Annotated in this window: 22 protein-coding genes; 10 read left to right on the top strand and 12 right to left on the bottom strand. The window is 60.4% G+C overall.

Features of this window, described 5'->3' with window-relative positions:
- Positions 1 to 86: 86 nt before the first annotated feature.
- A complete protein-coding gene (locus tag ACVW16_RS27670) occupies positions 87 to 686 on the bottom strand; it encodes a S1C family serine protease (protein ID WP_456737931.1) in 600 nt (199 codons plus the stop codon).
- A 410-nt stretch (positions 687 to 1,096) separates the two neighbouring features.
- Between ACVW16_RS27670 and ACVW16_RS27665 the strand changes: the two genes are divergently transcribed.
- Positions 1,097 to 1,309 (top strand): hypothetical protein, encoded by a 213-nt coding sequence (locus ACVW16_RS27665; RefSeq protein ID WP_456737930.1) that lies wholly within the window; start codon positions 1,097 to 1,099, stop codon positions 1,307 to 1,309.
- A gap of 75 nt (positions 1,310 to 1,384) precedes the next feature.
- On the opposite strand, the gene ACVW16_RS27660 is transcribed toward ACVW16_RS27665, so the two are convergent.
- Positions 1,385 to 2,143, bottom strand: coding sequence for a CBS domain-containing protein (locus tag ACVW16_RS27660; protein ID WP_456702207.1), 759 nt, complete (start codon positions 2,141 to 2,143; stop codon positions 1,385 to 1,387).
- A 117-nt stretch (positions 2,144 to 2,260) separates the two neighbouring features.
- On the opposite strand from ACVW16_RS27660, the gene ACVW16_RS27655 reads away from it, so the two are divergent.
- From ACVW16_RS27655 to ACVW16_RS27640, 4 genes are all read left to right on the top strand, one after another.
- Entirely contained in the window at positions 2,261 to 2,968 is a 708-nt protein-coding gene (locus ACVW16_RS27655; protein ID WP_456702206.1) for a c-type cytochrome, read from the top strand.
- 120 nt (positions 2,969 to 3,088) lie between these two features.
- Positions 3,089 to 4,621 (top strand): thymidine phosphorylase family protein, encoded by a 1,533-nt coding sequence (locus ACVW16_RS27650; protein ID WP_456737929.1) that lies wholly within the window; start codon positions 3,089 to 3,091, stop codon positions 4,619 to 4,621.
- Positions 4,618 to 5,538: a ribose-phosphate pyrophosphokinase gene (locus ACVW16_RS27645; protein ID WP_456737928.1), complete on the top strand. Its 921-nt coding sequence runs from the start codon at positions 4,618 to 4,620 to the stop codon at positions 5,536 to 5,538. The genes ACVW16_RS27650 and ACVW16_RS27645 overlap by 4 nt, the downstream gene beginning before the upstream one ends.
- The gene (locus ACVW16_RS27640; RefSeq protein WP_456737927.1) at positions 5,535 to 7,130 is read left to right on the top strand and encodes an MBL fold metallo-hydrolase RNA specificity domain-containing protein; all 1,596 of its coding nucleotides are present in this window, start codon (positions 5,535 to 5,537) and stop codon (positions 7,128 to 7,130) included. Before ACVW16_RS27645 ends, ACVW16_RS27640 begins: the two co-directional genes overlap by 4 nt.
- Positions 7,131 to 7,168: 38 nt before the next feature.
- Here the strand turns inward: ACVW16_RS27640 and ACVW16_RS27635 are convergent, their stop codons facing one another.
- From ACVW16_RS27635 to ACVW16_RS27620, 4 genes are all read right to left on the bottom strand, one after another.
- Positions 7,169 to 8,281, bottom strand: a complete 1,113-nt coding sequence (locus tag ACVW16_RS27635) for an OpgC domain-containing protein (protein WP_456802528.1) — start codon at positions 8,279 to 8,281, stop codon at positions 7,169 to 7,171.
- Between the two features lie 40 nt (positions 8,282 to 8,321).
- On the bottom strand, positions 8,322 to 8,765 hold the full coding sequence (locus tag ACVW16_RS27630; RefSeq protein ID WP_456737925.1) for a CBS domain-containing protein: 444 nt from the start codon (positions 8,763 to 8,765) through the stop codon (positions 8,322 to 8,324).
- 97 nt (positions 8,766 to 8,862) lie between these two features.
- Complete coding sequence (locus ACVW16_RS27625; RefSeq protein WP_456702201.1) at positions 8,863 to 9,306, bottom strand: baeRF12 domain-containing protein; 444 nt, start codon at positions 9,304 to 9,306, stop codon at positions 8,863 to 8,865.
- Between the two features lie 190 nt (positions 9,307 to 9,496).
- A complete protein-coding gene (locus ACVW16_RS27620) occupies positions 9,497 to 9,739 on the bottom strand; it encodes a hypothetical protein (RefSeq protein ID WP_456737924.1) in 243 nt (80 codons plus the stop codon).
- 283 nt (positions 9,740 to 10,022) lie between these two features.
- On the opposite strand from ACVW16_RS27620, the gene ACVW16_RS27615 reads away from it, so the two are divergent.
- A complete protein-coding gene (locus ACVW16_RS27615) occupies positions 10,023 to 10,472 on the top strand; it encodes a c-type cytochrome (protein ID WP_456737923.1) in 450 nt (149 codons plus the stop codon).
- Positions 10,473 to 10,608: 136 nt separating this feature from the next.
- Here the strand turns inward: ACVW16_RS27615 and ACVW16_RS27610 are convergent, their stop codons facing one another.
- Positions 10,609 to 12,897 (bottom strand): heavy metal translocating P-type ATPase, encoded by a 2,289-nt coding sequence (locus ACVW16_RS27610; RefSeq protein ID WP_456738466.1) that lies wholly within the window; start codon positions 12,895 to 12,897, stop codon positions 10,609 to 10,611.
- 152 nt (positions 12,898 to 13,049) lie between these two features.
- Positions 13,050 to 13,211 carry a hypothetical protein gene (locus ACVW16_RS27605; RefSeq protein WP_456737922.1) on the bottom strand — a complete coding sequence of 54 codons (162 nt, stop codon included), beginning with the start codon at positions 13,209 to 13,211 and terminating at the stop codon, positions 13,050 to 13,052.
- A 269-nt stretch (positions 13,212 to 13,480) separates the two neighbouring features.
- Between ACVW16_RS27605 and ACVW16_RS27600 the strand changes: the two genes are divergently transcribed.
- From ACVW16_RS27600 to ACVW16_RS27590, 3 genes are all read left to right on the top strand, one after another.
- Positions 13,481 to 13,933, top strand: a complete 453-nt coding sequence (locus ACVW16_RS27600) for a pyridoxamine 5'-phosphate oxidase family protein (protein WP_456702196.1) — start codon at positions 13,481 to 13,483, stop codon at positions 13,931 to 13,933.
- 167 nt (positions 13,934 to 14,100) lie between these two features.
- Positions 14,101 to 14,664 carry a hemerythrin domain-containing protein gene (locus ACVW16_RS27595; RefSeq protein WP_456702195.1) on the top strand — a complete coding sequence of 188 codons (564 nt, stop codon included), beginning with the start codon at positions 14,101 to 14,103 and terminating at the stop codon, positions 14,662 to 14,664.
- A 97-nt stretch (positions 14,665 to 14,761) separates the two neighbouring features.
- Positions 14,762 to 15,073, top strand: coding sequence for a cytochrome c (locus tag ACVW16_RS27590; RefSeq protein ID WP_456737920.1), 312 nt, complete (start codon positions 14,762 to 14,764; stop codon positions 15,071 to 15,073).
- A gap of 147 nt (positions 15,074 to 15,220) precedes the next feature.
- Here the strand turns inward: ACVW16_RS27590 and ACVW16_RS27585 are convergent, their stop codons facing one another.
- From ACVW16_RS27585 to ACVW16_RS27570, 4 genes are all read right to left on the bottom strand, one after another.
- Entirely contained in the window at positions 15,221 to 15,892 is a 672-nt protein-coding gene (locus ACVW16_RS27585) for a 3'-5' exonuclease (RefSeq protein ID WP_456737919.1), read from the bottom strand.
- Between the two features lies 1 nt (position 15,893).
- Positions 15,894 to 17,696 carry a putative nucleotidyltransferase substrate binding domain-containing protein gene (locus tag ACVW16_RS27580; protein WP_456737918.1) on the bottom strand — a complete coding sequence of 601 codons (1,803 nt, stop codon included), beginning with the start codon at positions 17,694 to 17,696 and terminating at the stop codon, positions 15,894 to 15,896.
- A gap of 113 nt (positions 17,697 to 17,809) precedes the next feature.
- Positions 17,810 to 19,501: a cation acetate symporter gene (locus ACVW16_RS27575; protein WP_456702191.1), complete on the bottom strand. Its 1,692-nt coding sequence runs from the start codon at positions 19,499 to 19,501 to the stop codon at positions 17,810 to 17,812.
- Positions 19,498 to 19,800 (bottom strand): DUF485 domain-containing protein, encoded by a 303-nt coding sequence (locus ACVW16_RS27570; protein WP_456737917.1) that lies wholly within the window; start codon positions 19,798 to 19,800, stop codon positions 19,498 to 19,500. The genes ACVW16_RS27575 and ACVW16_RS27570 overlap by 4 nt, the downstream gene beginning before the upstream one ends.
- A gap of 423 nt (positions 19,801 to 20,223) precedes the next feature.
- On the opposite strand from ACVW16_RS27570, the gene ACVW16_RS27565 reads away from it, so the two are divergent.
- Positions 20,224 to 20,628 (top strand): EF-hand domain-containing protein, encoded by a 405-nt coding sequence (locus ACVW16_RS27565; RefSeq protein WP_456737916.1) that lies wholly within the window; start codon positions 20,224 to 20,226, stop codon positions 20,626 to 20,628.
- Positions 20,629 to 20,674 lie beyond the last annotated feature (46 nt).

The following is a 20,674-nucleotide window of genomic DNA, read 5'->3' as shown; positions in this document are numbered from 1 at the left end:
ATTTGTCATAGCAGCGCCGATCACGGCGCTGTTCATTGCGCGCGGCGCGCTGAACTTCGGCTTAAGATGCTCAGAAAACTCTCTTCCTATTGGGCAGCCACAAAAAGCCTCGTGATCGCGTCGACCGACGCCGCAAAAGCAAATCCGTCCCTTCGCGCAACGATCACGCCGATGAGCTTGCCATGTAGATTCACGAGCGCACCTCCTGAGCTTCCGTGACCCACAAGTACGTCTGACTGGATCAGATTGCGATTGGCTATGCCAGGACAGGCACGATGCAGCCCCGAAACGATGCCGAAGGTCACGGTCTGTCCCCAATCATCGGGATCACCGATGGCCAAAACCGGCTCTCCCACATCAAGCGCGCCAGGCTTCTCCAGATCCAACGCATGAAGGTTGCCGGCCTCGATCCGGAGTAGCGCAACGTCGTCGCGATCGGATCGGACAAGCACGACGGCGTTCAATGCTCGTCCATCCTGAAGCAACGCCTCTACAGTCGTTGCGTTTGCAACCAAGTGATTTGCGGTCACGATCAGGCCTGCCAGGGCGTCCACGATGACGCCCGCTCCTTGCCACTCTCGAGGCGTGGGTGGATCCGGGAAGACTGCTTCCGGGTCGAATATTCGCCGTTCCGACGGCACGCCCCAGCCTTGTACCCGCACCACAGCGGGCGAGATGCGCTTCACCAGGAGAGCAAGGCTCGTCGTCTGGTAAGTCTCGCCTTGTTCTCTATGGACGTCGTTGCCCCAAGAGGCACCGGACTCGAGGACGAGCGCCAGACTGCAGGCCGAAACGCTTATCCATCTTAGACATCGGCAAGAGATGCTGCGTGACATAGGACACCCGTCCAGCGATCAGAGCTACATTGCCTAACGAGCTTAATGATCTGGATCCGGTGCTATTTGAGGATCCTCAAATATCGCCTCGCCATCCTCGCAAATCTCCCGGCGAATGTTGGATGACCGCGAGCCGTGCCATCTCTCTTCCGAGCCTACGGATACTTCCTTAGGTGAAACCCCAGAATTTCGGCCGTTCGGCCGATGCTCTAGAACGATTTCACCAGCACGCATCTGGCTCGTTGACAAAGGGGCCTGCAATGAACCACTCGATTTACTCGGCTGACAGGGCAACGCACCTGAAGGTGGTCGCTGCTGTGCTGCTCGCCAGCACCGCCATGATCGCGACCACACTGGCTGCCCGCCCGAGCCATCCGGAGATGAACGTAAAAGCGACGGCCCAGGCCGTCCACGAGACCCGCCCGGGACATGCTCTTACCGCGATCGCGCAGCACGAGAGACACTCGATCTAGATCGACTGTTGGAGGATCGTGAGATGACTAGCGAAGCAATCAGGGCGCTGATGATACATGAGGACTAACGAGGCATCACAAAGGTTCGTCGTCGAGTGTCGATGGCTCGGCGTGCAGCGACACGAAATCGCCTCCGCCATAGTCGTCCTCCGGGTCGGGATGGGCGGAGCGAAGACAAAGGCGGTCAACCACGTCTCGAACACCTGGAACGTTCTCGCATGTCACGATAACAGCCCGATGAGCGTTTTCGCCCTTGACGACGCCCCGTAGCGTCACCGCGCCTTTGTTGACGCTAACGTTTAGGCCGATGGGTTGCCATGGTCTCCCGGCCAACGCCGCGAGAACGGACCGACGGATCTGATTATCATCCTGCGAATAGCCGGACGTGCTGGTCAGCGGACCGGCAACTGCCGAGAGGAAATCCGACCGAGTGATGATGCCGACGATGCGATCGCCGCGCATCACCGGAACATGATTCAGATGCCGGCGCTCCATCAGATCGGCGACTTCTTCGACAGACGCCTGCTCGCTGGTCGTCGCCGGCTCGCGCGTCATCAGCTGTTCGACCTTGCGACCGTGCTCCTTGACGAATTCGCCCGCAATCCGTTCGCCCCCAAGCAGGACTGACAGCACTCGGTTGCGCGCATGTTCCGTTCCAATTTCGCCTCGCCTGAGGAAATCGCTCTCACACAGGACTCCGACAAGCTTTCCGGCGGAATCCGTAACCGGCAGACCGCTGATGTGATGATCAAGCATTAACTTGATGGCGTCGACAATCGGGGCATCGGGTCGGATCGTCATCACCCGTTGAGACATTATCTGGTACGCGCGCATGTCTCCACTCCGGAAAGACTTAAGAGGTATTTGCCGCGTCAAATGACGTCTTGATTCAGATCAACACCGGGACGGGTCAGAATGTCATTCTGATGAACAACATCGGAGAGATCGACCATGCGCCTGCGAACGCTGTTGTCGGTCGCGATCCTCGCATCACTCTCGGTCTCCGGCGCAGGGGCGCCTGCCGACGTTTCTGCTGCACTATCCGATCTTATGACCAGACTGCAACTTCAGCACGCCAAGCTATGGTTTGCGGGCAAGCTGAGCAATTGGAGCCTGGCAAACTATGAGGCTGAACAGATCGACAGCAGTCTCGAAACCGCAGGCAAGCTGTTGACCGATGCATCGCGCACCAGTCGCGCCGAGGAGAAGCTCCAAGGCGTACGTGAGGCGATACAATCGAAAGACGTGCCTGCCTTCACGAAGGCGTACTCAGCGCTGACAAACGATTGCAACGACTGCCACCGGGCGAGCGGGTATGCCTCGATTACAATTCAGGTGCCGCTCACGTTGCCCGTTCCCAATCAGCTGTTTACGGACCAGGTGGCTGAAGGACGGGCGCTCGCTCGCGCATCCTGCGGAACGTGCCATGTCGTTTCCGACGCCGCAAAGGAAGCGCCGGCACCCCGGCCCTCGGCACCGAACTTCTTGGAGATCATCAAGCGGCCGTCGTTTTCTGCAGACGAGCTCCGGCAATTTCTGGTTTCAAGGCACCGCTGGCTAGGGCCTGACCAGGCAATGCCAAATCCAAGGCTCACCGAATACCAGATCGAGGCACTTGTCGCGTACCTGGAAACGTTAGAACCGAACGGGTCTCGCTGAGGCATCCGCAGCGCCGGCTTATCCAAGCCCGCGCCAGAGAGCAGGCGGCCGATTGATCTGTCGCAAACCGGTCTCGTCGGCAGCCGCCTATCCTTGCTTCACCCGCGAGAATCTTCATTGATGAACGCCATTCCGCCCGGCCGCGCGCAGCTCAAATCCCGGTGTGTCAATCTCGACACCGGCCGGGAGAACGTCGTTGTGATCTCCCGCCGTTCAACGGCGCTGCGGCCGGACCTGTTTCGTGGCTTTTCCAGGGTCGAGCTGCGCAGCGGCTCCAAGACGCAACTGGCAACTGTGCTTCTCACCGATGATGACGGCCTGGTCGGGCCCGACCAGCTTGGCATGGCGGAGCCGGCATTTCGGCGCTTTGGACAGCCGGCGGGCACCTACGTGGAAGTTACCCCTGCTCCGTCCCCGCCGAGTTTGGACGCGGTTCGCGCCAAGATCCAGGGCAAGACACTTGAGGCTCCCGAGATCAGCGCAATTGTCGACGATCTCACGCATTACCGCTATTCGGACATGGAGATCGCTGCCTTCCTCGTCAGCACCGCAAATTTCATGACATCCGGGGAGCTGATCGCGCTCACAGAGGCCATGGCCAGAGCCGGTACGCAGCTCAGATGGAATACAAAAACTGTCGTCGACAAGCATTGCATTGGCGGCATTCCCGGCAATCGCACGTCGATGATCGTGGTGCCGATTGTAGCCGCGCACGGACTGACAATCCCGAAGACGTCATCGCGCTCGATCACGTCGCCAGCCGGAACGGCCGATACCATGGAGGTGCTGGCCCGGGTCGACCTCAGCGTCGAAGCCATGAAGGAGGTCGTCGCCTCGTGCAATGGCTGCCTTGTATGGGGCGGGCACGTCAACCTATCCCCGGCAGACGACATTCTGATCGGCGTCGAGCGCCCCCTGGCGCTGGATACGCACGAACAGATGGTTGCATCCATTATGTCGAAGAAGCTGGCCGCCGGCTCGACACACCTTCTCGTCGACCTCCCGGTGGGTCCCAATGCCAAGCTTACGACTGCGTCGCAGGCTATGCGACTTCGCAAGCTGTTTCAGTTCGTCGGCGATCGGTTTGGCCTCGAAGTGGAGGTCGTGACCACCGATGGACGGCAGCCAATCGGCAATGGTATCGGCCCGGCGCTTGAGGCACAGGACGTCATGGCGGTCCTCGCCAATGAGCCCCAAGCCCCGCGCGATCTTCGTGAGAAGTCGCTACGCCTTGCCGCCTACCTTCTGGAATACGACCCTGATTTGCGGGGGGGCACCGGCTATGCGCGGGCAACTGAGCTCCTGGAAAGCGGGGCGGCGCTTCGACAGATGGTGAAGATCATCGAAGCCCAGGGCCCTGCGCCTTCCGCGAGCAAAATTGGCAGCCTTGCCATCGACGTTCGCGCCGAACGAGATGGTGTCGTTGCAGCGATCGATTGCTTGCGTCTCAACCGCCTGGCGCGGACGGCCGGCGCCCCGCTCGACAAGGGCGCGGGAATCAAGTTGTTCAAGAAGATCGGCAATCGGGTCGAGCAAGGCGAGCCGCTCTATCGCATTCACGCGTTCGAGCCCTCGGGATTTGACCTTGCCGTGGGCATGGCCCAGCTGGAGTCCGCTTACCGGATCGAAGCGCAAGCCGAGGCCGCACCATGATCCCAACTGCGGTTCAATGGCTGCCCACGTCAGCTCATTTTGGGCCTCGGCTCGCCGAGGCCCTCGGCATCCCAGGCCATGCGATCAACTTGCATCGATTTCCGGATGGAGAGCTGCGGGCAACTGTAGGCCCGGCGGCAAACACCACAATAGTCTGTTGCTCGCTCGATCAGCCCAATGACAAGCTGATTGCGCTGCTGTTCGCTGCGGAAGCCTTACGGCGCAACGGCGCGAGGCGCTTGGTGCTCGTTTCGCCCTATCTCGGCTACATGCGCCAGGATGCTGCGTTCCAGCCGGGTGAGGCGATCAGCCAGCGCGCAGTCGGTACTCTTCTCGCGAGCAGCTTCGATCGCGTTATCACGGTTGATGCACATCTCCATCGCACGCCCAGCCTCGCCGGCGTGTTCCCTGGAATAGATGCGGACAATCTATCGGCGGCTCCTGCGATCGAGGCCAAGCTCCATGCCGAGGCAGTCGCTCCCGCGACGGTCGTGGTCGGCCCCGATGAAGAGTCGCGACCTTGGGTGGCCGACATCGCCGGCCGCCTCGGACTTGCCTACAGCGTGGCGCGAAAAGTACGCCGGGGTGATCAATCGGTGCACATCGCATTCCCGAACACGAAGCTGTTCGTCGGCCGTCCGGTGCTTTTCATCGACGACATCGTGTCGTCCGGTGGGACGCTTACCGCCTGCGCGGAAGCTCTTGTCGCCTCGGGAGCCTCTTCCATCGGGGCCATCATCGTCCACGCACTATTTCCACCGGCGCTTATGACCGCGTTCGGTCGCGCCGGCATTCGTTCCGTCCGATCCACCAACAGCGTGCCGCATCCAACCAACGCCATCAGCCTCGACGATCTTCTCGCTCGCGCATTGCGCCGAGACGTGGTTGGCATACCGGAAAGTGGGAGCCCCCCTTGAGCGTTACCGTCCAATTCTGCGGCGCGGCCCGCACCGTTACCGGCTCCTGCTATCTCTTCAAAACGCCGGCAGGACGATTCCTGGTGGATTGCGGCCTGTTCCAGGGACAAAAGACGCTGAAAGCGCTGAATTATGGCGCGTTCCCGTTTCGCCCGGCCGACATCGATGCGGTATTGCTGACCCACGCCCACATCGACCATAGGGGGCTCCTGCCCAAGCTGAAGCGCGAAGGCTTTTCAGCCCCGATCCTAGCAACGCGAGGTACCATCGAGCTCTGCTCGTATATGCTTCCCGATGCGGGCAACATCCAGGAGACGGAGGTTGCCGCCCTGAATCGCCGCAACGCAGCCCGAGGGCGTGCTGCCGTCGCGCCCATCTACACGCAAGCCGATGCGATTGCGATTCTCGATGCCTTTCGGCCGGTCGAGTACCAGGCGTGGTACACGGTGATACCGGGCGTCCGCGCCCGCTACTGGAATGCCGGCCATTTGCTTGGCTCGGCTTCGATCGAGTTGGAATTCGCCGCTCAAGGCAGAGATGAAGGCCCCTTGCGCGTTCTGATGTCGGGTGACATCGGGCCCGACGCCAAACTACTGGAGCCGGACCCGGAAGGCCCGACCAGCCTCGATTACGTGTTCTGCGAGTCGACCTACGGCGACAGCGACCGGCCGTCCACAACACCCGCACTGCGTCGTTCCCATCTCGCCCGGGAGGTGCGAGATGCCGCCAGTGGACGCGGCGCGCTGCTAATCCCCGCTTTTGCGGTTGAACGGACCCAAGAGCTGATCGTTGACCTGGCCGACTTGATGGCCCGCGGGGAGATACCGACGGCACCGATCTTCCTTGATTCGCCTTTAGCGATCCGTTCCACGGAGGTCTTCAGGAACAACGCGGCGAGCCTCGATCCGGCCGTCGATCTGGACCGGCTGCTTGGTTCCAGTCAGCTGCGCTTCACGGAAACCGTTGACGAGAGCAAATCGATCGCCAGGCTCTCCGGCTTCCACATCATCATTGCCGCAAGCGGCATGTGCGACGCAGGTCGCATCCGCCATCATCTGAAGCGATGGTTATGGCGCAGGGAGGGCACGGTCCTTCTCACCGGATTCCAGGCCCAGGGCACCCTGGGCCGCTTCTTGCGCGATGGCGCGAAGGCGGTGAGGATCCAGGGCGAGGAGATCAAGGTCGCCGCGAGAATTCGGTATATCGACGAATATTCGGGACACGCTGACGGCCCCGAACTCGCGCGCTGGATAGCCTCGCGCGGTCCCATTCATCGTGGCCTTTTCATCGTGCACGGTGAAGAGCACGCGCTCGAAGGCCTTCTGAACCGAATCGCCGAGCGAACCGTTCCAACAGCGCGGATCTTCACGCCAATACTGGACGATGTCTACGAGTTGTCGACTGCCGCGCCGACGCCGATCGAAGTGGCTCGCCGCCGCAGGCTCGCGCCCGAAGCGGTTGTCAACCTGGACTGGCACAATGATATGTCCAAATTGGTTCTCGATATCAATGACCAGATCGAAGCCGCGGCCGACGATCGATCGCGCGGCGTCATCATCCGGAAATTGCGCAAAGCGCTCGAAGGGGGATGAACGGTGCTCGCCGATACGGCCTCGGAAGAGAGATCGAGTCAGAGCAATCTCAGTCGAGACGCGGCTCGGTCTGTGGTTCGGGTCAACACGGTGGCAAAGACTGTGAGAACCGCGATCCCCATGCCGCTGACCATGATTTGTGCAAGCACGCCGCCGGATGCAGTCCTCAGAAGGAAGTAAGCGAAAAGCGACAGCAGAACTCCAACACAGTAAACCTCGAGCGAATTCTCTCCACAACGAACGGCGCCCAACACCGCGCGCGACCGTAAGGCGGCCCGATGCGCGGGCACGATATTGGCGACGCAGACCGCAAGCGCAAGGAAATGCAGAAGCCGCAGCGGATCAAGATCCGACTTGTCTATCGGATAGACCAAGGCTTTCAGGAATCGAGGAACTACGAGCTCAAGAGCCGGATTGATCCAACTCATTGTAACAGCCAGTGACCAAATCAGGTATGCGGCCGAAAGCATGATCGCCGGACGCGACATCACGAATGGCGCCAACCGCCCATGCCCCACCACCGCCCACCATCCACCGATCGTGACGAGGAATTGCCAGGCGAACGGGTTGAAATACCAGTCGTTCGTCGGCCATCCCCGAAGGTTCCAGCCGTAAGCCTGGACCAAGCCGTACAGGAGAGCCGAAACGGCCAAGGTCGCATTGGGCCATCTGAGCAAAAGCAGGAGCCACGGCGCAAACAGCAAATGAAAGAGCACGAAGGTCGGCAGCACGTCCGTATTGACGGGCCGGTATTGCAGGATAGACGCACGCGACAGCGCTTCTCCCGGTTTCTGGAGGACGATCGCCACATTTGCCTCGTCTGCGAGGTCGGCATCCATCCAATGAACGGCCACGACCAGAAACAGCGTCAGCAGGAGAAATGCCGAATAAATCTCCCAGCTCCGCCGAATCGTATGACAGATCGTCGCCCAAGTCCCGGCGCTTCTGAACACGTGTCCATATGCCATCGTGCACGTCAGCCCCGAGACAAACATGAAGACTTCAGTGGTGTCGCTGAATCCATAATGGCTCAACGTAAGCCAGCTACAGATATTCCCTGGGATGTGGTTGATGAAGACGAACCAGAGTGCAATGCCCCTGCAGGCATCGAGCCGAATGTCTCGGTGTGGAATCTTGTCGAGTGGACCCATCGCAAAAGCTCGAATCCCGCCGCTCGGCTGACCTATTTCCTTAAGGCTTGCCGGGCTTGCCAAGACAGCTTGCCAGCGCCGTGAGCATCTGCATCCGGCCAACGATACCCACGACCTTTCTCTTGCGGAGCACCGGCAGCTGCGAGATCTGGTAGACATCCATTTCCTTGACGACAGCATCGATCGTGGCATTCTCCTCGACGCAAACGGGATGACGGCTCATGACTGCTTCGACCCGAAGTCCCCTGGTTCGCTCGCGAGCCAGTTCGCCTTCCTGCTTCCCCAGCAGCCATTCGAGCCAACACCCTTCGGGATAAGTGACGCCCAGCTCGCGACGATGGAGGAAGTCGCCTTCGGCAATAATGCCGACCAAGGCCCCTTCGCGATCGAGAACCGGCAGGCCACGTTGATTGGTCTCGAGAAGGAGATGGAGGGCCTCCAGAAGCGGTGCTTCCGGCCTCACAGTTGCGAACGAGGTCCGCATGATATCTGACGCCCGCATTGCTTCTCTCCCATCGGAACCGCCAACGCCGGCAGTCGGAGCTGCTACCTCACGCGAGGCCGCACCAACACGGCCCGCCCTACTCGTCCAGCAAATGCTTTTCGATGTCGCCGACCGGATGCCTGGTGAGATCCTTCGCAAGCTCCGCCACGATCCGTCTCTTCACATCACGATGAAAATCCGACCGAAGCGCTGCCAGGGTTCGAGGCGGAGCGACGATGATCAGTGCAGTCGACGGATCGCCGCGCACAAGACCTTCCGCGGCAGCCGCCACTTGCTTCACAAAGCGGCGCTCCTCAAGCTCGTGCCAGTCAACCGTCTCCACGGCGCTTCTCTGCCCTGAATGCAAGGCCTTGCTCACCCTGCCAGGCCGATCGCTCCCTTGGTCGTGAGCCGGGGGATTCTCGTCCTCGAAGACAGCCTCCACCTTCAGGCTCGGGAGCTTTTCGCTGCCTTCGTTGCGGAAGAATAGCGCCTTTCGTCCGTCGCCGACGAACACTACGGCACCATGCGGTATCAGCATTCGGATCTACTCCCTCGGAGGTCGATGATTCCTACCGCTTGGCGGACCCTCGTCGTTGATCCTGATCAATCTCGATCGCTCGCAAATCCGGCAAGATGACGGGCAAATCGCCTGCCTGAAACGCCCGCCTTTGTCCACGCGAATGGAGCCGGCGGATTTCCCAAGCTGAGCACCGCCATCACCAATGGCGCTACTGTGGCGGAGCAGGCTCCTCGTCCGCCAACGCGACACGCTTATGAAACAGTATGGCAGTGTCCGCGAAACTCGCCACGCATTGGTGACCGCGGGCGAAATTGCGGAGACGACCGAGCGCAGCATCGTTCAATCCAAACAGGCGCTCGTAGTCGCTGCGGCTGATCTGAACAAGCGCGCCTTCCTGCAACTCTTGCAGCCGCTCCTCCAAGTCGGGCAATGTCAATTTGGGGGGCATCATTCAGCTCACCTGCCAGAGAGTGTACGATATTGAAGCGAGTTTGATCGGCCTCACAGGACTCCTGGAAGACTTTAGCCTCTAGCGCCGCGAAGGGATTGAGCGAGATCAATTGAGAGCTCTGGCGACCCACAGGGGCGGTTAAGGCACTCGCGGCTGCATAAATCCGCCGCATCTCAAACCACCTATGAGCTCAAGTCGAAAGCCAGACTTGATGCGAATCAAAACTGTCGGGATGCGAAGCCGCTAATATTTTACATCTTACCAGCCTGCGTCGGAGCACGACATGGTACGCTTTGGTGGAACATTTTTGGTAGTGGCCAGTCTGACCACTGGTTTCGCCGCCGCAGCCGAGGCTGAAGACCTCGACATCGGTAGGTCAGAATTTCGATCTTCGTGCGCCAGCTGTCATGGTGCGGATGCGAGGGGCAAAGGACCGGTTAGCAACCAACTTAAGTTACCGCCTCCCGATTTGACGATGTTGGCCAAGAACAACCACGGCGTATTTCCTACGAACGCTGTTTATGAAACCATAGATGGATCGAAGACAATTCCAGCTCACGGCACTCGTGAAATGCCAGTTTGGGGAGAGCGATTCAACCCCATCGTCAACTTGCCCCACTATGTTGATCCGTATTATTGGAAGATGGCTGGACCAGAGCAAAGCCCGGAAGTCGTCGTGCGAAAACGCATTCTCGCTATTATCGATTATCTCGGCCGCATTCAGCAAGAGTAGCAGGCGACAGCCGCGCGGCACGTGCGCCGATGCCGAACAACACTGGAGAGAAAGTAGCAAGTCCTCGGCCAGTTCGCGCTCTAACGAAGAAGGCCCTTTTACTTGGCCTCGGGCTGCCTAAAGCTCGCCAGACTGATTACTGCGCGGCCACGGCTTCGTAAATGTCCTCCTCTTGAGCCGTATGCATGCGCACCAGCGTTTCGATCGCCTCGATTACGCGTTGGGCGTCTCGGACAAGATAGCGGTCGATTTTTTCCGACGGCAGATCAGCCGAGATCCGCGCGAGCAACCGCGCAAGGTGCAAGATCTCACGATGCGCGCGACTCATTGCCGAAAGGCCGTGGCGTTCACGCAGCACCCCTGCAATCTTCGGATAGACGCTGCGCTCGTCCTCGCGCTCGTGCTTGACGACGCTGCCCTGAACCAGGCGATGAGCCTCTTCGATCAAGCCCGCCGCGGTGTCTGGCGTCGCATCGTCGATCGCATCGGCGATCTTGCGGAGCCGGTCGAGATCCCTGAACAGTGTCTGATGGTCGTGATGCAATGCCAGGCCCTGCTCTGCGGATATCCGACGACCCGTGCTCCCATGAGCTGGAGTGAGCGCGCGCAGCGCGTTCAGGATGACGGCAACATCGATCACCTCCTGTGCGATCGCCGCCGGGACTGGACCCAGCCAGCCAACGGTGGCGGCCACCATCGCCCCTGTCGACAATCCCATCCCAACAATGATGCTTTGGAGTGCGATACGCCATGCTCGCTGCGCGATTATGATCGCTTCGCCGACGCGATCAAGCCGATCGGTCAGGATCACCACATCCGCCGCCTCTGACGAGGCGCTCGCGCCGCGCGCGCCCAGCGCGATGCCGATATCGGCTACGGCCAACGCAGGTGCATCATTGATACCATCGCCGACCATGATGGTCGGATGCAGCCGCTGTTCGGTGCGCACGGCCTCGACCTTGTCCGAGGGAACGCGGTCGGCCAGCACGGCATCGAGGTCGAGCGCGGCTCCGATGGCCTGCGCCGCTGCGGCGCGATCGCCCGTGACCATCACCAATCGCGCGATGCCGGCGTCGCGCAGCAGCCGGATCGCTCGCGGCGTATCAGGCCGCAGCTCGTCGGCCAGTAGCAGCGCGCCGATCGCACGGCCGTCCACGGCAACAAAGACGATCAGTGCCGAGCGCCACGATGCGCGTCGGATTGCCCGCAGCTCCCACGGCGACAGCTCGGCACTCGAGCGGAGCAGCTCTCGCGAGCCAGCGGTTATCTGCCGGCCGTCGATCAGGCCAGACAGGCCGGTGCCCATGGTCTCTTTGACCTGCTCCGGCGCTTTCAGCTCGAGGCCGCGATCAACGGCCGCAGCAACGACGGTCTTGGCGAGCACGTGATGCGAGGCCTGCTCCAGCGATGCCCCAAGCGTGAGGACCTCGTCCGGATTTTCCCCCGGCGCGACTTCGACCGAAAGCAACCGCGCACCTCCGACCGTAAGGGTGCCGGTTTTGTCGAACAGCACGGTGTGCGCGCGCGCCAGCGCCTCCAGTGCCCCTCCGCCCTTGGCCAAGATGCCGCGACGGGCCGCTTGCGCCACGCCGGCGATAAAGGCGACGGGTGCGGCCAGAATCAGCGGACAGGGCGTTGCCGCCACCAGCACAGCGAGGCTGCGGGTCAGATCACCCGAGATCAGCCACGCCAGGAAGGCAATGACGAGCGTCACCGGCAGAAAGATCAGCGCATAGCGATCGGCCAACCGCACAAAGGGAGCCTTCGCCGTTTGTGCCGCCGTCACCATGCGCACGATACCAGCGTAAGTACTCTCCGCGGCCGGGGCGGTAACGGTCAACTCGAACGTCTCACCCGCATTCAGCGAACCTGAAAAAACGGCGCTGCCGCGTGTCTTCTCGACGGGGATCGGCTCCCCCGTAACCGCGGACTCGTCGATAGTGGCCGTGGCCGAACAGACGATGCCGTCAACCGGCACGATCTCGCCGGCCCTTACGAGGAGCTCTTCGCCGACCAAGACCGCCTCGATCGGAACCTCTTCGATCCGCTCACCGGTCTTGCGCTGTGCCCGGCGCGGCGCACGATCGACGAGTGACCGCAGATCGTGTTCAGCCCGCGCGATTGCGATTTCCTCCAGCACGTTGCCGCCGGAATACATCAGTGCGACGACAGCCCCGGCAAGCGGCTGGCCGAGCGCCAGCGCCGCGCTCATCGAAAGGAGTGCGATCGCGTCGACGCCAAGGCGGCCGCCCAACAAGTCCCTGACGATCGAGACGGCCAGTCCTCCTATCACGGGCGCCGTGCCGATTGCCCATGCGAGGCCGGCCAGATCAGGCCGACCCGCGGCTCGCGCAAGAATACCCGCGGTCAATCCCGCGATTGCGATCGCAACCAGGGCCCATCGCAGAACCCGCTCAAACGACATGGTCTCATTCCGCAGCTACTTGCGTACCGGCTTGGGTGGTTCCTGAATTGATTCCCTGCAGTCCAGGGCTGCTACCGCATCATCCCTGTTGAAGCGGAAGGTCGGCAACGACGGGTGAATGCGCATCGTCGCAGTCGTTCCCGCGAAACAGTTCACCAGCGCGAGGTTGTCTTGCCGTAGACATAGAGCGCAACCAACCCGACGGTTACCGCCGTCGAGAAGATCAAAATATTTCGATCCCAATCGACCCGCTCCTTCTCGGCTCTTCTGAAAGCCAAGGCCGCAAATAGAGCCTTCAGGGCAAATCGGCGCATCAGAGCAGTCCTCCCAACTCGCACGATGTCACCGCTGTTGAAAGCCAGCTTGATGCAGCTCAACGAATCAGCTCGGTGGATGGGTCCGCTATTGCGACAAACGTGCCGCCAAATAAGCAGCGCCTCCTCCCGGAGCATTGGCACAATCGCCTCGGGCGATGAATGGGCCGACTGCGCCCAGGCCTGGCGGCCGGCTTCAACGATACTTGACCTGCCTCAAAACCTGCCCGCGGGTCGGGAGCTAGACTGCTGTAAATCGGAGGCGAGCAATGGACGAAAAGTTCAAGCGGAAAATCCTTCGGCTTTTGAACCAGCACCGGACCGCGAGGATCGCTACGGTACGACCTGACGGCTGGCCCCAGGTGACTAGCGTCGGCTACGCCAACGATGGACTCGTCATCTATTTTCTTTGCGGAGCGGACAGCCAGAAGGCAGCCAACCTTGCGAGGGACGATCGGGTCTCGCTAACGGTGGACGACGATCCCGCCCAGGTCATGGACATCGCGGGTCTATCGATGGCGGCACGCGCGAATCTCGTAACGGATCCCGCCGAGTTCGAAAAAGCCCTGCGGCTCCTGATCTCGCGATATCCGAACCAGAAAGGCCTCGATCTCCCCATGCCGAAAACCTCGGAGATCTGCGTCTTTCGCCTGACACCCACGATCGTCTCACTGCTCGACTACTCAAGGGGATTTGGACATACCGACCTGATCGCGTGCTAAGCAGCAGCGGCTTCCGCCAGCGCTTTCGCTCGCCGAGCCTTTGCCCTGGCGAAACTCATTTCACCGTTCGTGGCTGCATGCCAAATCTGACCATATTTGATCTGTCGCAAAGCAGATACGGGCGAGAGGATCATTCTTCAAAAGGGTTCACTCAGTGGAGTGTTGCCATGATCATCGAACGCCTAACCCGAGAGCATCGCAATATCGAGACGCTGCTCGCCATCCTCGAGCGGGAACTCGAGGTGTTCGACCGCGGAGAACGTCCCGACTACGAGGTCATTCGCGGGGTGATCAGTTATTTCGAAGTCTACCCGGAAGTGTATCACCATCCCCAGGAAGACCGCGTCTTTGCCAAGCTAAAAACACGCGATCCAGCTGCTGCTGCGAAGGTCGGTGATCTGGCTCGCGAACACCAGAAAGGGGCCCAGCTTTTACGCCGCGTCGCTCGCGCGGTCGACGGCGTACTCGCAGATCAGGAAATCCTTCGTGAAAATGTGGATCTCATCGTTCGCGATTTCATTGCGCACGAGCGCCGCCACGTGATGATGGAAGATCGCGATTTCTTTCCCGCGGCGCTCAATGCACTCAAGCCGCAGGATTGGACCGAGATCGCCTCGGCGGAAACCGGTCTCAAGGATCCGCTGTTCAGCGATGTTGCCGAAGAGCGGTTCGACGCGCTACGCGCACATATTCTGCGGCTGGAGCAAGAGGCTGAAGCCGAACGAAAGTAGCCGCGTTTTCTCTGGCCATAGGCTTCCTGATAGCGAATACGCCGGCCAAATGCAGAAGGGCTGATAAGCCATCTAGCCGAAACGTAAAAGACCTGCCATGTCCGAAGCACTCAAATCTTCCTTCGTCGTATTCCTCGTGTTCGCGATTCTGGCGCAATCCGCGGTGGCCGATCCCCAACACGGCAAGGACATCGCAAAACGCTGGTGCTCAATCTGTCATGTCGTCGAGTCCGGCCAGACGATTGCCATCGACCATGCGCCGCCATTCAGCCAAATCGCGCGAACGCCCGAGTTCGATCAGAACAAACTCGCGTTCCTGCTGCTCAAGCCGCACCCCAATATGCCAAGCCTGTCGCTCCAGCGATCAGAAATATCGGATTTGGCCGAATACATCCGCTCACTCAGGTAACCGACGAGATCGTCGAGCTGCCGCGCTCACGAGGCATCGGAGCGAACCTTGGTCATCTGAAGTCAGCTTCTTAGGCATACTGCCTCCGTCCGCTTCGCGGCCAGCAACGAACACTCTACATCCCGGCTCCGGCGCACCGAGCCCTGGTCACGCCCCGGTCGGATTGAAAACCGGGCTGGAGCGTTGGCGCGCGATCCGCACGCCCCGCTTGGCCAGGTCGCGTAACTGCAAGAACATCATCGCAGTCATCAAGGCATCGTCGAAAGCATCATGCTGTTCCAGCAGAGGAATGCAGAGGTCACGGAGGATCGCAGCGAACGAGAGGTCGATTGACGTGTTGGGAGGGGCATCACCGTATTTGCGCTCGTAATACAGCCGCGAAATTTCAATACGCTCGTTAGGCAGCTCGATTCCCACCAGCGGAAGAATGTACTTGTCCAGCATAGCGATGTCGAAATCGACATAGTAGCCGATCAGGGGACGCGTCCCGATGAAGTGCAGAAAACTCGGCAGAACTTTCCAGACGATTGGCGCTGCCTCGACATCGGACCGACGCAAACGATGGATCTTGATCGCCTCTGCTCCCATCTCCCTGTCGGGACGGACTACGGCTTCGAAGTGCATGCTGGTCAGTATACGGTTGCCGCGGATTTTGATTGCGGCAATCGTGACGACGTCGTCCTTCCGCACATTGAGACCGGTCGTCTCACAATCGATGACGACGAACTCGTCGTCTGGCGCTCGACCGAACATGAAGCGGTACGACTGGTCGCTCAGGGTCGCCTGGTGGAGCAGCCGCTTGATTGCACGTGGCAGCATTCTAAAATATGCCGAGCTTGAAATGATGACGGACAATTTCGCGAAACTGCTTCACCACATGGAGCGCGTCGCGCAGCAATTGACGCTCCATACTGGACAAATGCGCCGGTCTCACCAGAGTACCCGACGCGCCGGCCGACGCAGCCAGCTGCCCGTCGAGCCGGAGCATCAGCAGGAATCGAAACGCCTGGTTCAAGTCGCGTCCAAAGTCGGTTCGCAGCACGCCCAGGTCACATAGACGGGAGATTCTCTTGTCGGTGGAGGTCTCGTGCAGGCCCTGTCCGAGCGCCAGGCTGCGAACGCCGTGTACGATGGGAAAGATGCCGCCTTTCTTGAGATCGAGCGCGTCTCCCGTGCCCTCGGACGTGATCAGGTTGTTGAAGAGGCCGATCGGTGTCTCGAAGGCGTCGACCGCGCGAGCGAAGTGGGCCAGGAACGCCTGCTCGCCTCGGATCATGTCGATCAGCGCCGTCTTGGCGCTATCAAGCAGTTGCGCGTTGCCCGCGATCGCTTGCGCATCATAGATGATAGCTACATTCATGTGCGCGGTCTGGTCTGGAAGTACGATCCAGCGGCGAAAGTCCGCGAGATAGTCGGCGAGCGGCCTGGACCAGACCGGATTGCGCACCATGATATCACCGGGACAGGGCGGAAAACCGAAGCTCTCCAGCGCACCCGAGAACTCGTTCCGGAAGAACTCCAGTGTCGCACTTTCGGCCGGTCCCTCCAGGATGAGACCGTTGTCCTGGTCGGTGCGCATCGTCTGCTCGCCGCGGCCCTCGCTGCCCATGACGATCAGACAACCGCTGGTCCGCAGCTCGGCGGGCGCGACCATTTCGAACAGTCTGGAGAGAAGGCGCCGGTTGAGGTCCGAAACGATCTCCGCGATCACCTCCACCTTGACGCCCTGCCTTCGCAGCGCCCGCGTTTGCGCCTCGATCTCGCGCGCAGCGATCGCCAGATCCTGCAGGCTGGAGCCGCGATCGATGCGGCCGGCGACGACCTGGGCGCTACCTGCCAGAAATCCAAGGAGGTCGATGTCCTCGAGAATACCGACGAACCGCTCGCCATCGTGCACGGCGAGACGCCGCTTATTGTGTTTCGTCATCAGTAGAAGGGCCGAAGAGACGAAATCGTCGGGTCTGACCGACACGATGTCGAAATTGGCAAACTCGCCCACGGGCGTCTGGATCGGCTGGCGCCGCAACACGACCGCCTTTGACAGGTTCATGCCTGTTATGATGCCGATCCGCTCGCCATCCCGAACAAACAGCGCGTTGCTGTCGATCTCGTGCATCAGGTGACCGGCGGCTTCAACCGTGTCCCTCGCCGCCACGAACGATGGAGGATGCAGAAACAGCTCGCTGACCCTGGCGTGCATCAGCGAGCCGTAACGCTTCGCCTCCTCGTCATTGGCAAGCTCATCCAGCTTCTGAGAGATCTCGCGGTAGAAGAAAGCCGCAAATCGCGGATTGGCCTTGATCAATTTGAGGGCGACGGCCTTGGGGATTATATAGCAAAGCGTTTCATCGCGGGCGAGAAAGTGGTGCCCGTTGTGGTCGTGAACGAGCACGCGACTGTCGAACGTGTCCTTGGGACCGAGCAGCGCGAGCAGATCCGCCTCGCTCCGCTCCTCGACCGTGCCCTTGATCACGACATAGAGGGCATCCGCCGGAGCGTCCCTGCTGATGATCGCTTCTCCCGGGCTGAAGTAGCCTATATCGAGCGCCGCCCGCAATGTTTCGGCCTCGTGCGGCGTCAGACGATCGAACGGAGGGTTGGTGATATCGAATGCCTTGGGCATTTCGGTCTTCCGAGGATGCAGACAATCCAGAGGCCTGACGATCGACCATCGAAAGATGGCACCGGCCGGTCCGGTGACCCGGCCGGCGCCAAGCGCCGTCGACCCGGCCTTATTCAGTGAGTAGTCGCCGAGGCAGCTCCGATACCGGTCTGCGACCGAACATATTGTGCATCAAAACCGTCGCGGTCGAGCGCGGCCCGCTTGCTGCGATCCAGAATGGAGACCAGCCAGATACCCGCAAACGCCAGCGCCATCGAGAACAAGGCCGGATTGTCCAGCTTGACAGGCGCGGACCCCTTGGCGAAGCCCAGCGTGACCTCCCAGACGGCCGGCGAGAGAATGACCCCGACGACTGCGCTGACGAGACCCAGGAAGCCGCCGACCAGCGCTCCCCGCGTCGTCAGGCCCCTCCAGAAAATCGACATCACCAGCACGGGGAAATTGCAGGACGCCGCGATGGCGAAAGCGAGGCCAACCATGAAGGCTACATTCTGATTCTCGAATACGATGCCGAGGAAGATGGCCAACACGCCCAGAACCAGTGTCGCGATCTTCGAGACACGGATCTCGTCCTGCTCATTGGCGGTCCCGCCCTTGATCACCATGCCGTAGAGGTCATGGCTGATGGACGATGCCCCGGCCAGGGCCAATCCCGACACGACGGCTAGGATCGTGGCGAAGGCGACGGCCGAGATAAAGCCCAGAAACAGATTGCCGCCGACCGCGCTGGCGAGATGGATGGCGGCCATGTTGGAGCCGCCCCTGATCGCCGCGATGCCGCTCTTGGTCTTTTCCAGAATGGTCCCGTCCAGGAACATCGCGTCGGTCGAAACCAGCGTGATCGCGCCAAAGCCGATGATGAAGGTCAGGATGTAGAAATATCCGATAAGGCCTGTGGCGTAGAACACCGACTTACGGGCCGCCTGAGCGTCCTTCACGGTGAAGAAGCGCATCAGGATGTGCGGCAGGCCGGCCGTCCCGAACATCAGCGCCAGGCCGAGCGAGATTGCCGACAGCGGGTTCGAAATAAGGCTGCCTGGCTCCATGATTGCGAGCTTCTTGGGGTGCACCTCGGTTGCCTTGGTGAACAGGCTTTCGGGACTGAACCCGTACTTGTAGAGGACAGCTCCGGCCATGAAGGTTGCGCCCGAGAGCAGCAATGCGGCCTTGACGATCTGCACCCAGGTTGTCGCCTTCATCCCTCCGAAGGTCACGTAGATCATCATCAGGCCGCCGACCAGTACGACTGCGATCCAGTAATCCAGACCGAACAACAGCTGGATGAGCTTGCCGGCTCCGACCATCTGGGCAATCAAGTAGAACGCGACGGTCACCAGCGAGCCGCACGCCGCCAGGATACGGATGTCGGTCTGCCCCAGCCGAAACGACGTGACGTCGGCAAAGGTGAACTTGCCGAGATTGCGCAGCTGCTCGGCGATCAGAAACGTGACGATCGGCCAGCCCACGAGCCAGCCGACCGAGTAGATCAAGCCGTCGTAGCCGGAGGTGTAGACGAGGCCGGAGATACCGAGGAATGAAGCCGCCGACATATAGTCGCCGGCAATTGCAAGACCATTCTGGAACCCGGTAATTCCGCCGCCGGCCGAGTAGAAGTCCGCAGCCGACGCGGTCCGTTTTGCGGCCCAATAGGTGATTGCAAGCGTGAGCGCGACGAACCCGACGAACATGCCGATCGCTGACCAGTTGGTCGGCTGCCTGGAGCCACCCTCGATGGTGCCAGCGGCAAGCGCGAGCGTGGGGATGCTTGTGAATAGGATCACCAGCACCGACGAGAACTTCTTCATGAGCGGTTCTCCTCAACAATCTTGCGGATCAGTACATCGTAGCTGGAATTCGCCTGACGCACGTAAATGCCCGTCAGCACGAAGGCGAGCACGATGACGGACAAGCCTATGGGGATTCCGATGGTTGTCACGCCGCTGCCGAGTGGAATGCCCAACACTTTGGGAGCGTAGGCTACCAGCAGGATGAAGCCGAAATAGATGACCAGCACGATCACCGACAGCGTCCAGCCCAGCGACGAACGCCGGCGCACAAGCTCCTGGTAGTTCGGGTCGCGTTCAATCCTTGCAAGGTTGCTCACATCAATGATCCCTGGAGTTCTTCCCGTTGAAATGCCCCTTGTCTGACAAGGCTCGCCCACGCTTTAAGCGTTGGCGGACCAAACTCCATGATTCAGATCAAATTCCGATGATTCAATGCGAGCCTCGGGTGAAGCGGCCGCAGAAATGAAGACAATGCCTTGTCCGCGGTGACGGCACCTGACCCGAACAACCCGGTTGCGCGGCTCTCCCATAGCGGATTTCCTTGCTCATAAGGCCTGCGAGGCCTCCATGCCCGTCAAATCATCGCCCGTTAGGCTGCCTTGGCATTGAGGGGGATCAATGCAGCGGTCCCGCACACGTCGTAGTGTGCGAGGGCTGCGTAAGCGAAAGCCGGGATGAGGATCAATATCACTCGTGCCGAACTTAATGAGGCAGGCGACACGTTTCGGAGGAGGTTCGAAATGTACACGCGCATTCCAAGGCTCACAATATCCGCTCTCATCCTGACGTGCAGCGTGGTCGGCGCGACTGCACAGGACCGAATGACGCCCCAGCCAGATCAGCCACAAATGCAATCCCAGCCCAGCGGCCATGAAGGCGCGAGCACGATGGGGCAAGGCAGCATGATGGGGCACGGAATGATGGAGGGACGCGTGATGGGGCGCGGCATGATGGGTGGGAGCGCGATGGGACCACCTTTTATGATGCGTATGATGTTCGCTCTGATGGACGCCGATGGCGATGGGACCATCTCACTGCAGGAATTTCAGGCAGCTCACGAACGACTTTTCAAGGCGATGGACAGCAACAAAGATGGCAAGCTGACGCTCGAGGAGATGCAAGCGTTCATACACGGGACCAGGTGACCGGCTCCGACGCCTAGCCAAGGCGTGATATCCTTTGCAGCCTGTG

The sequence above is a fragment of the Bradyrhizobium sp. USDA 4474 genome (genome assembly GCF_054057515.1).
The sequence above is the reverse complement of the archived record's forward strand: the minus strand, read 5'-3'. Positions and strand labels throughout refer to the sequence as shown.

Coding starts and splice junctions, on each gene's coding strand:
- ACVW16_RS27665 (WP_456737930.1), top strand. CDS start 1,097: ATGAACCACTCGATTTACTCGGCTGACAGGGCAACGCACCTGAAGGTG.
- ACVW16_RS27660 (WP_456702207.1), bottom strand. CDS start 2,143: ATGCGCGCGTACCAGATAATGTCTCAACGGGTGATGACGATCCGACCC.
- ACVW16_RS27655 (WP_456702206.1), top strand. CDS start 2,261: ATGCGCCTGCGAACGCTGTTGTCGGTCGCGATCCTCGCATCACTCTCG.
- ACVW16_RS27650 (WP_456737929.1), top strand. CDS start 3,089: ATGAACGCCATTCCGCCCGGCCGCGCGCAGCTCAAATCCCGGTGTGTC.
- ACVW16_RS27645 (WP_456737928.1), top strand. CDS start 4,618: ATGATCCCAACTGCGGTTCAATGGCTGCCCACGTCAGCTCATTTTGGG.
- ACVW16_RS27635 (WP_456802528.1), bottom strand. CDS start 8,281: ATGGGTCCACTCGACAAGATTCCACACCGAGACATTCGGCTCGATGCC.
- ACVW16_RS27630 (WP_456737925.1), bottom strand. CDS start 8,765: ATGCGGACCTCGTTCGCAACTGTGAGGCCGGAAGCACCGCTTCTGGAG.
- ACVW16_RS27625 (WP_456702201.1), bottom strand. CDS start 9,306: ATGCTGATACCGCATGGTGCCGTAGTGTTCGTCGGCGACGGACGAAAG.
- ACVW16_RS27620 (WP_456737924.1), bottom strand. CDS start 9,739: ATGATGCCCCCCAAATTGACATTGCCCGACTTGGAGGAGCGGCTGCAA.
- ACVW16_RS27615 (WP_456737923.1), top strand. CDS start 10,023: ATGGTACGCTTTGGTGGAACATTTTTGGTAGTGGCCAGTCTGACCACT.
- ACVW16_RS27610 (WP_456738466.1), bottom strand. CDS start 12,897: ATGTCGTTTGAGCGGGTTCTGCGATGGGCCCTGGTTGCGATCGCAATC.
- ACVW16_RS27605 (WP_456737922.1), bottom strand. CDS start 13,211: ATGCGCCGATTTGCCCTGAAGGCTCTATTTGCGGCCTTGGCTTTCAGA.
- ACVW16_RS27600 (WP_456702196.1), top strand. CDS start 13,481: ATGGACGAAAAGTTCAAGCGGAAAATCCTTCGGCTTTTGAACCAGCAC.
- ACVW16_RS27595 (WP_456702195.1), top strand. CDS start 14,101: ATGATCATCGAACGCCTAACCCGAGAGCATCGCAATATCGAGACGCTG.
- ACVW16_RS27590 (WP_456737920.1), top strand. CDS start 14,762: ATGTCCGAAGCACTCAAATCTTCCTTCGTCGTATTCCTCGTGTTCGCG.
- ACVW16_RS27585 (WP_456737919.1), bottom strand. CDS start 15,892: ATGCTGCCACGTGCAATCAAGCGGCTGCTCCACCAGGCGACCCTGAGC.
- ACVW16_RS27580 (WP_456737918.1), bottom strand. CDS start 17,696: ATGCCCAAGGCATTCGATATCACCAACCCTCCGTTCGATCGTCTGACG.
- ACVW16_RS27575 (WP_456702191.1), bottom strand. CDS start 19,501: ATGAAGAAGTTCTCGTCGGTGCTGGTGATCCTATTCACAAGCATCCCC.
- ACVW16_RS27565 (WP_456737916.1), top strand. CDS start 20,224: ATGTACACGCGCATTCCAAGGCTCACAATATCCGCTCTCATCCTGACG.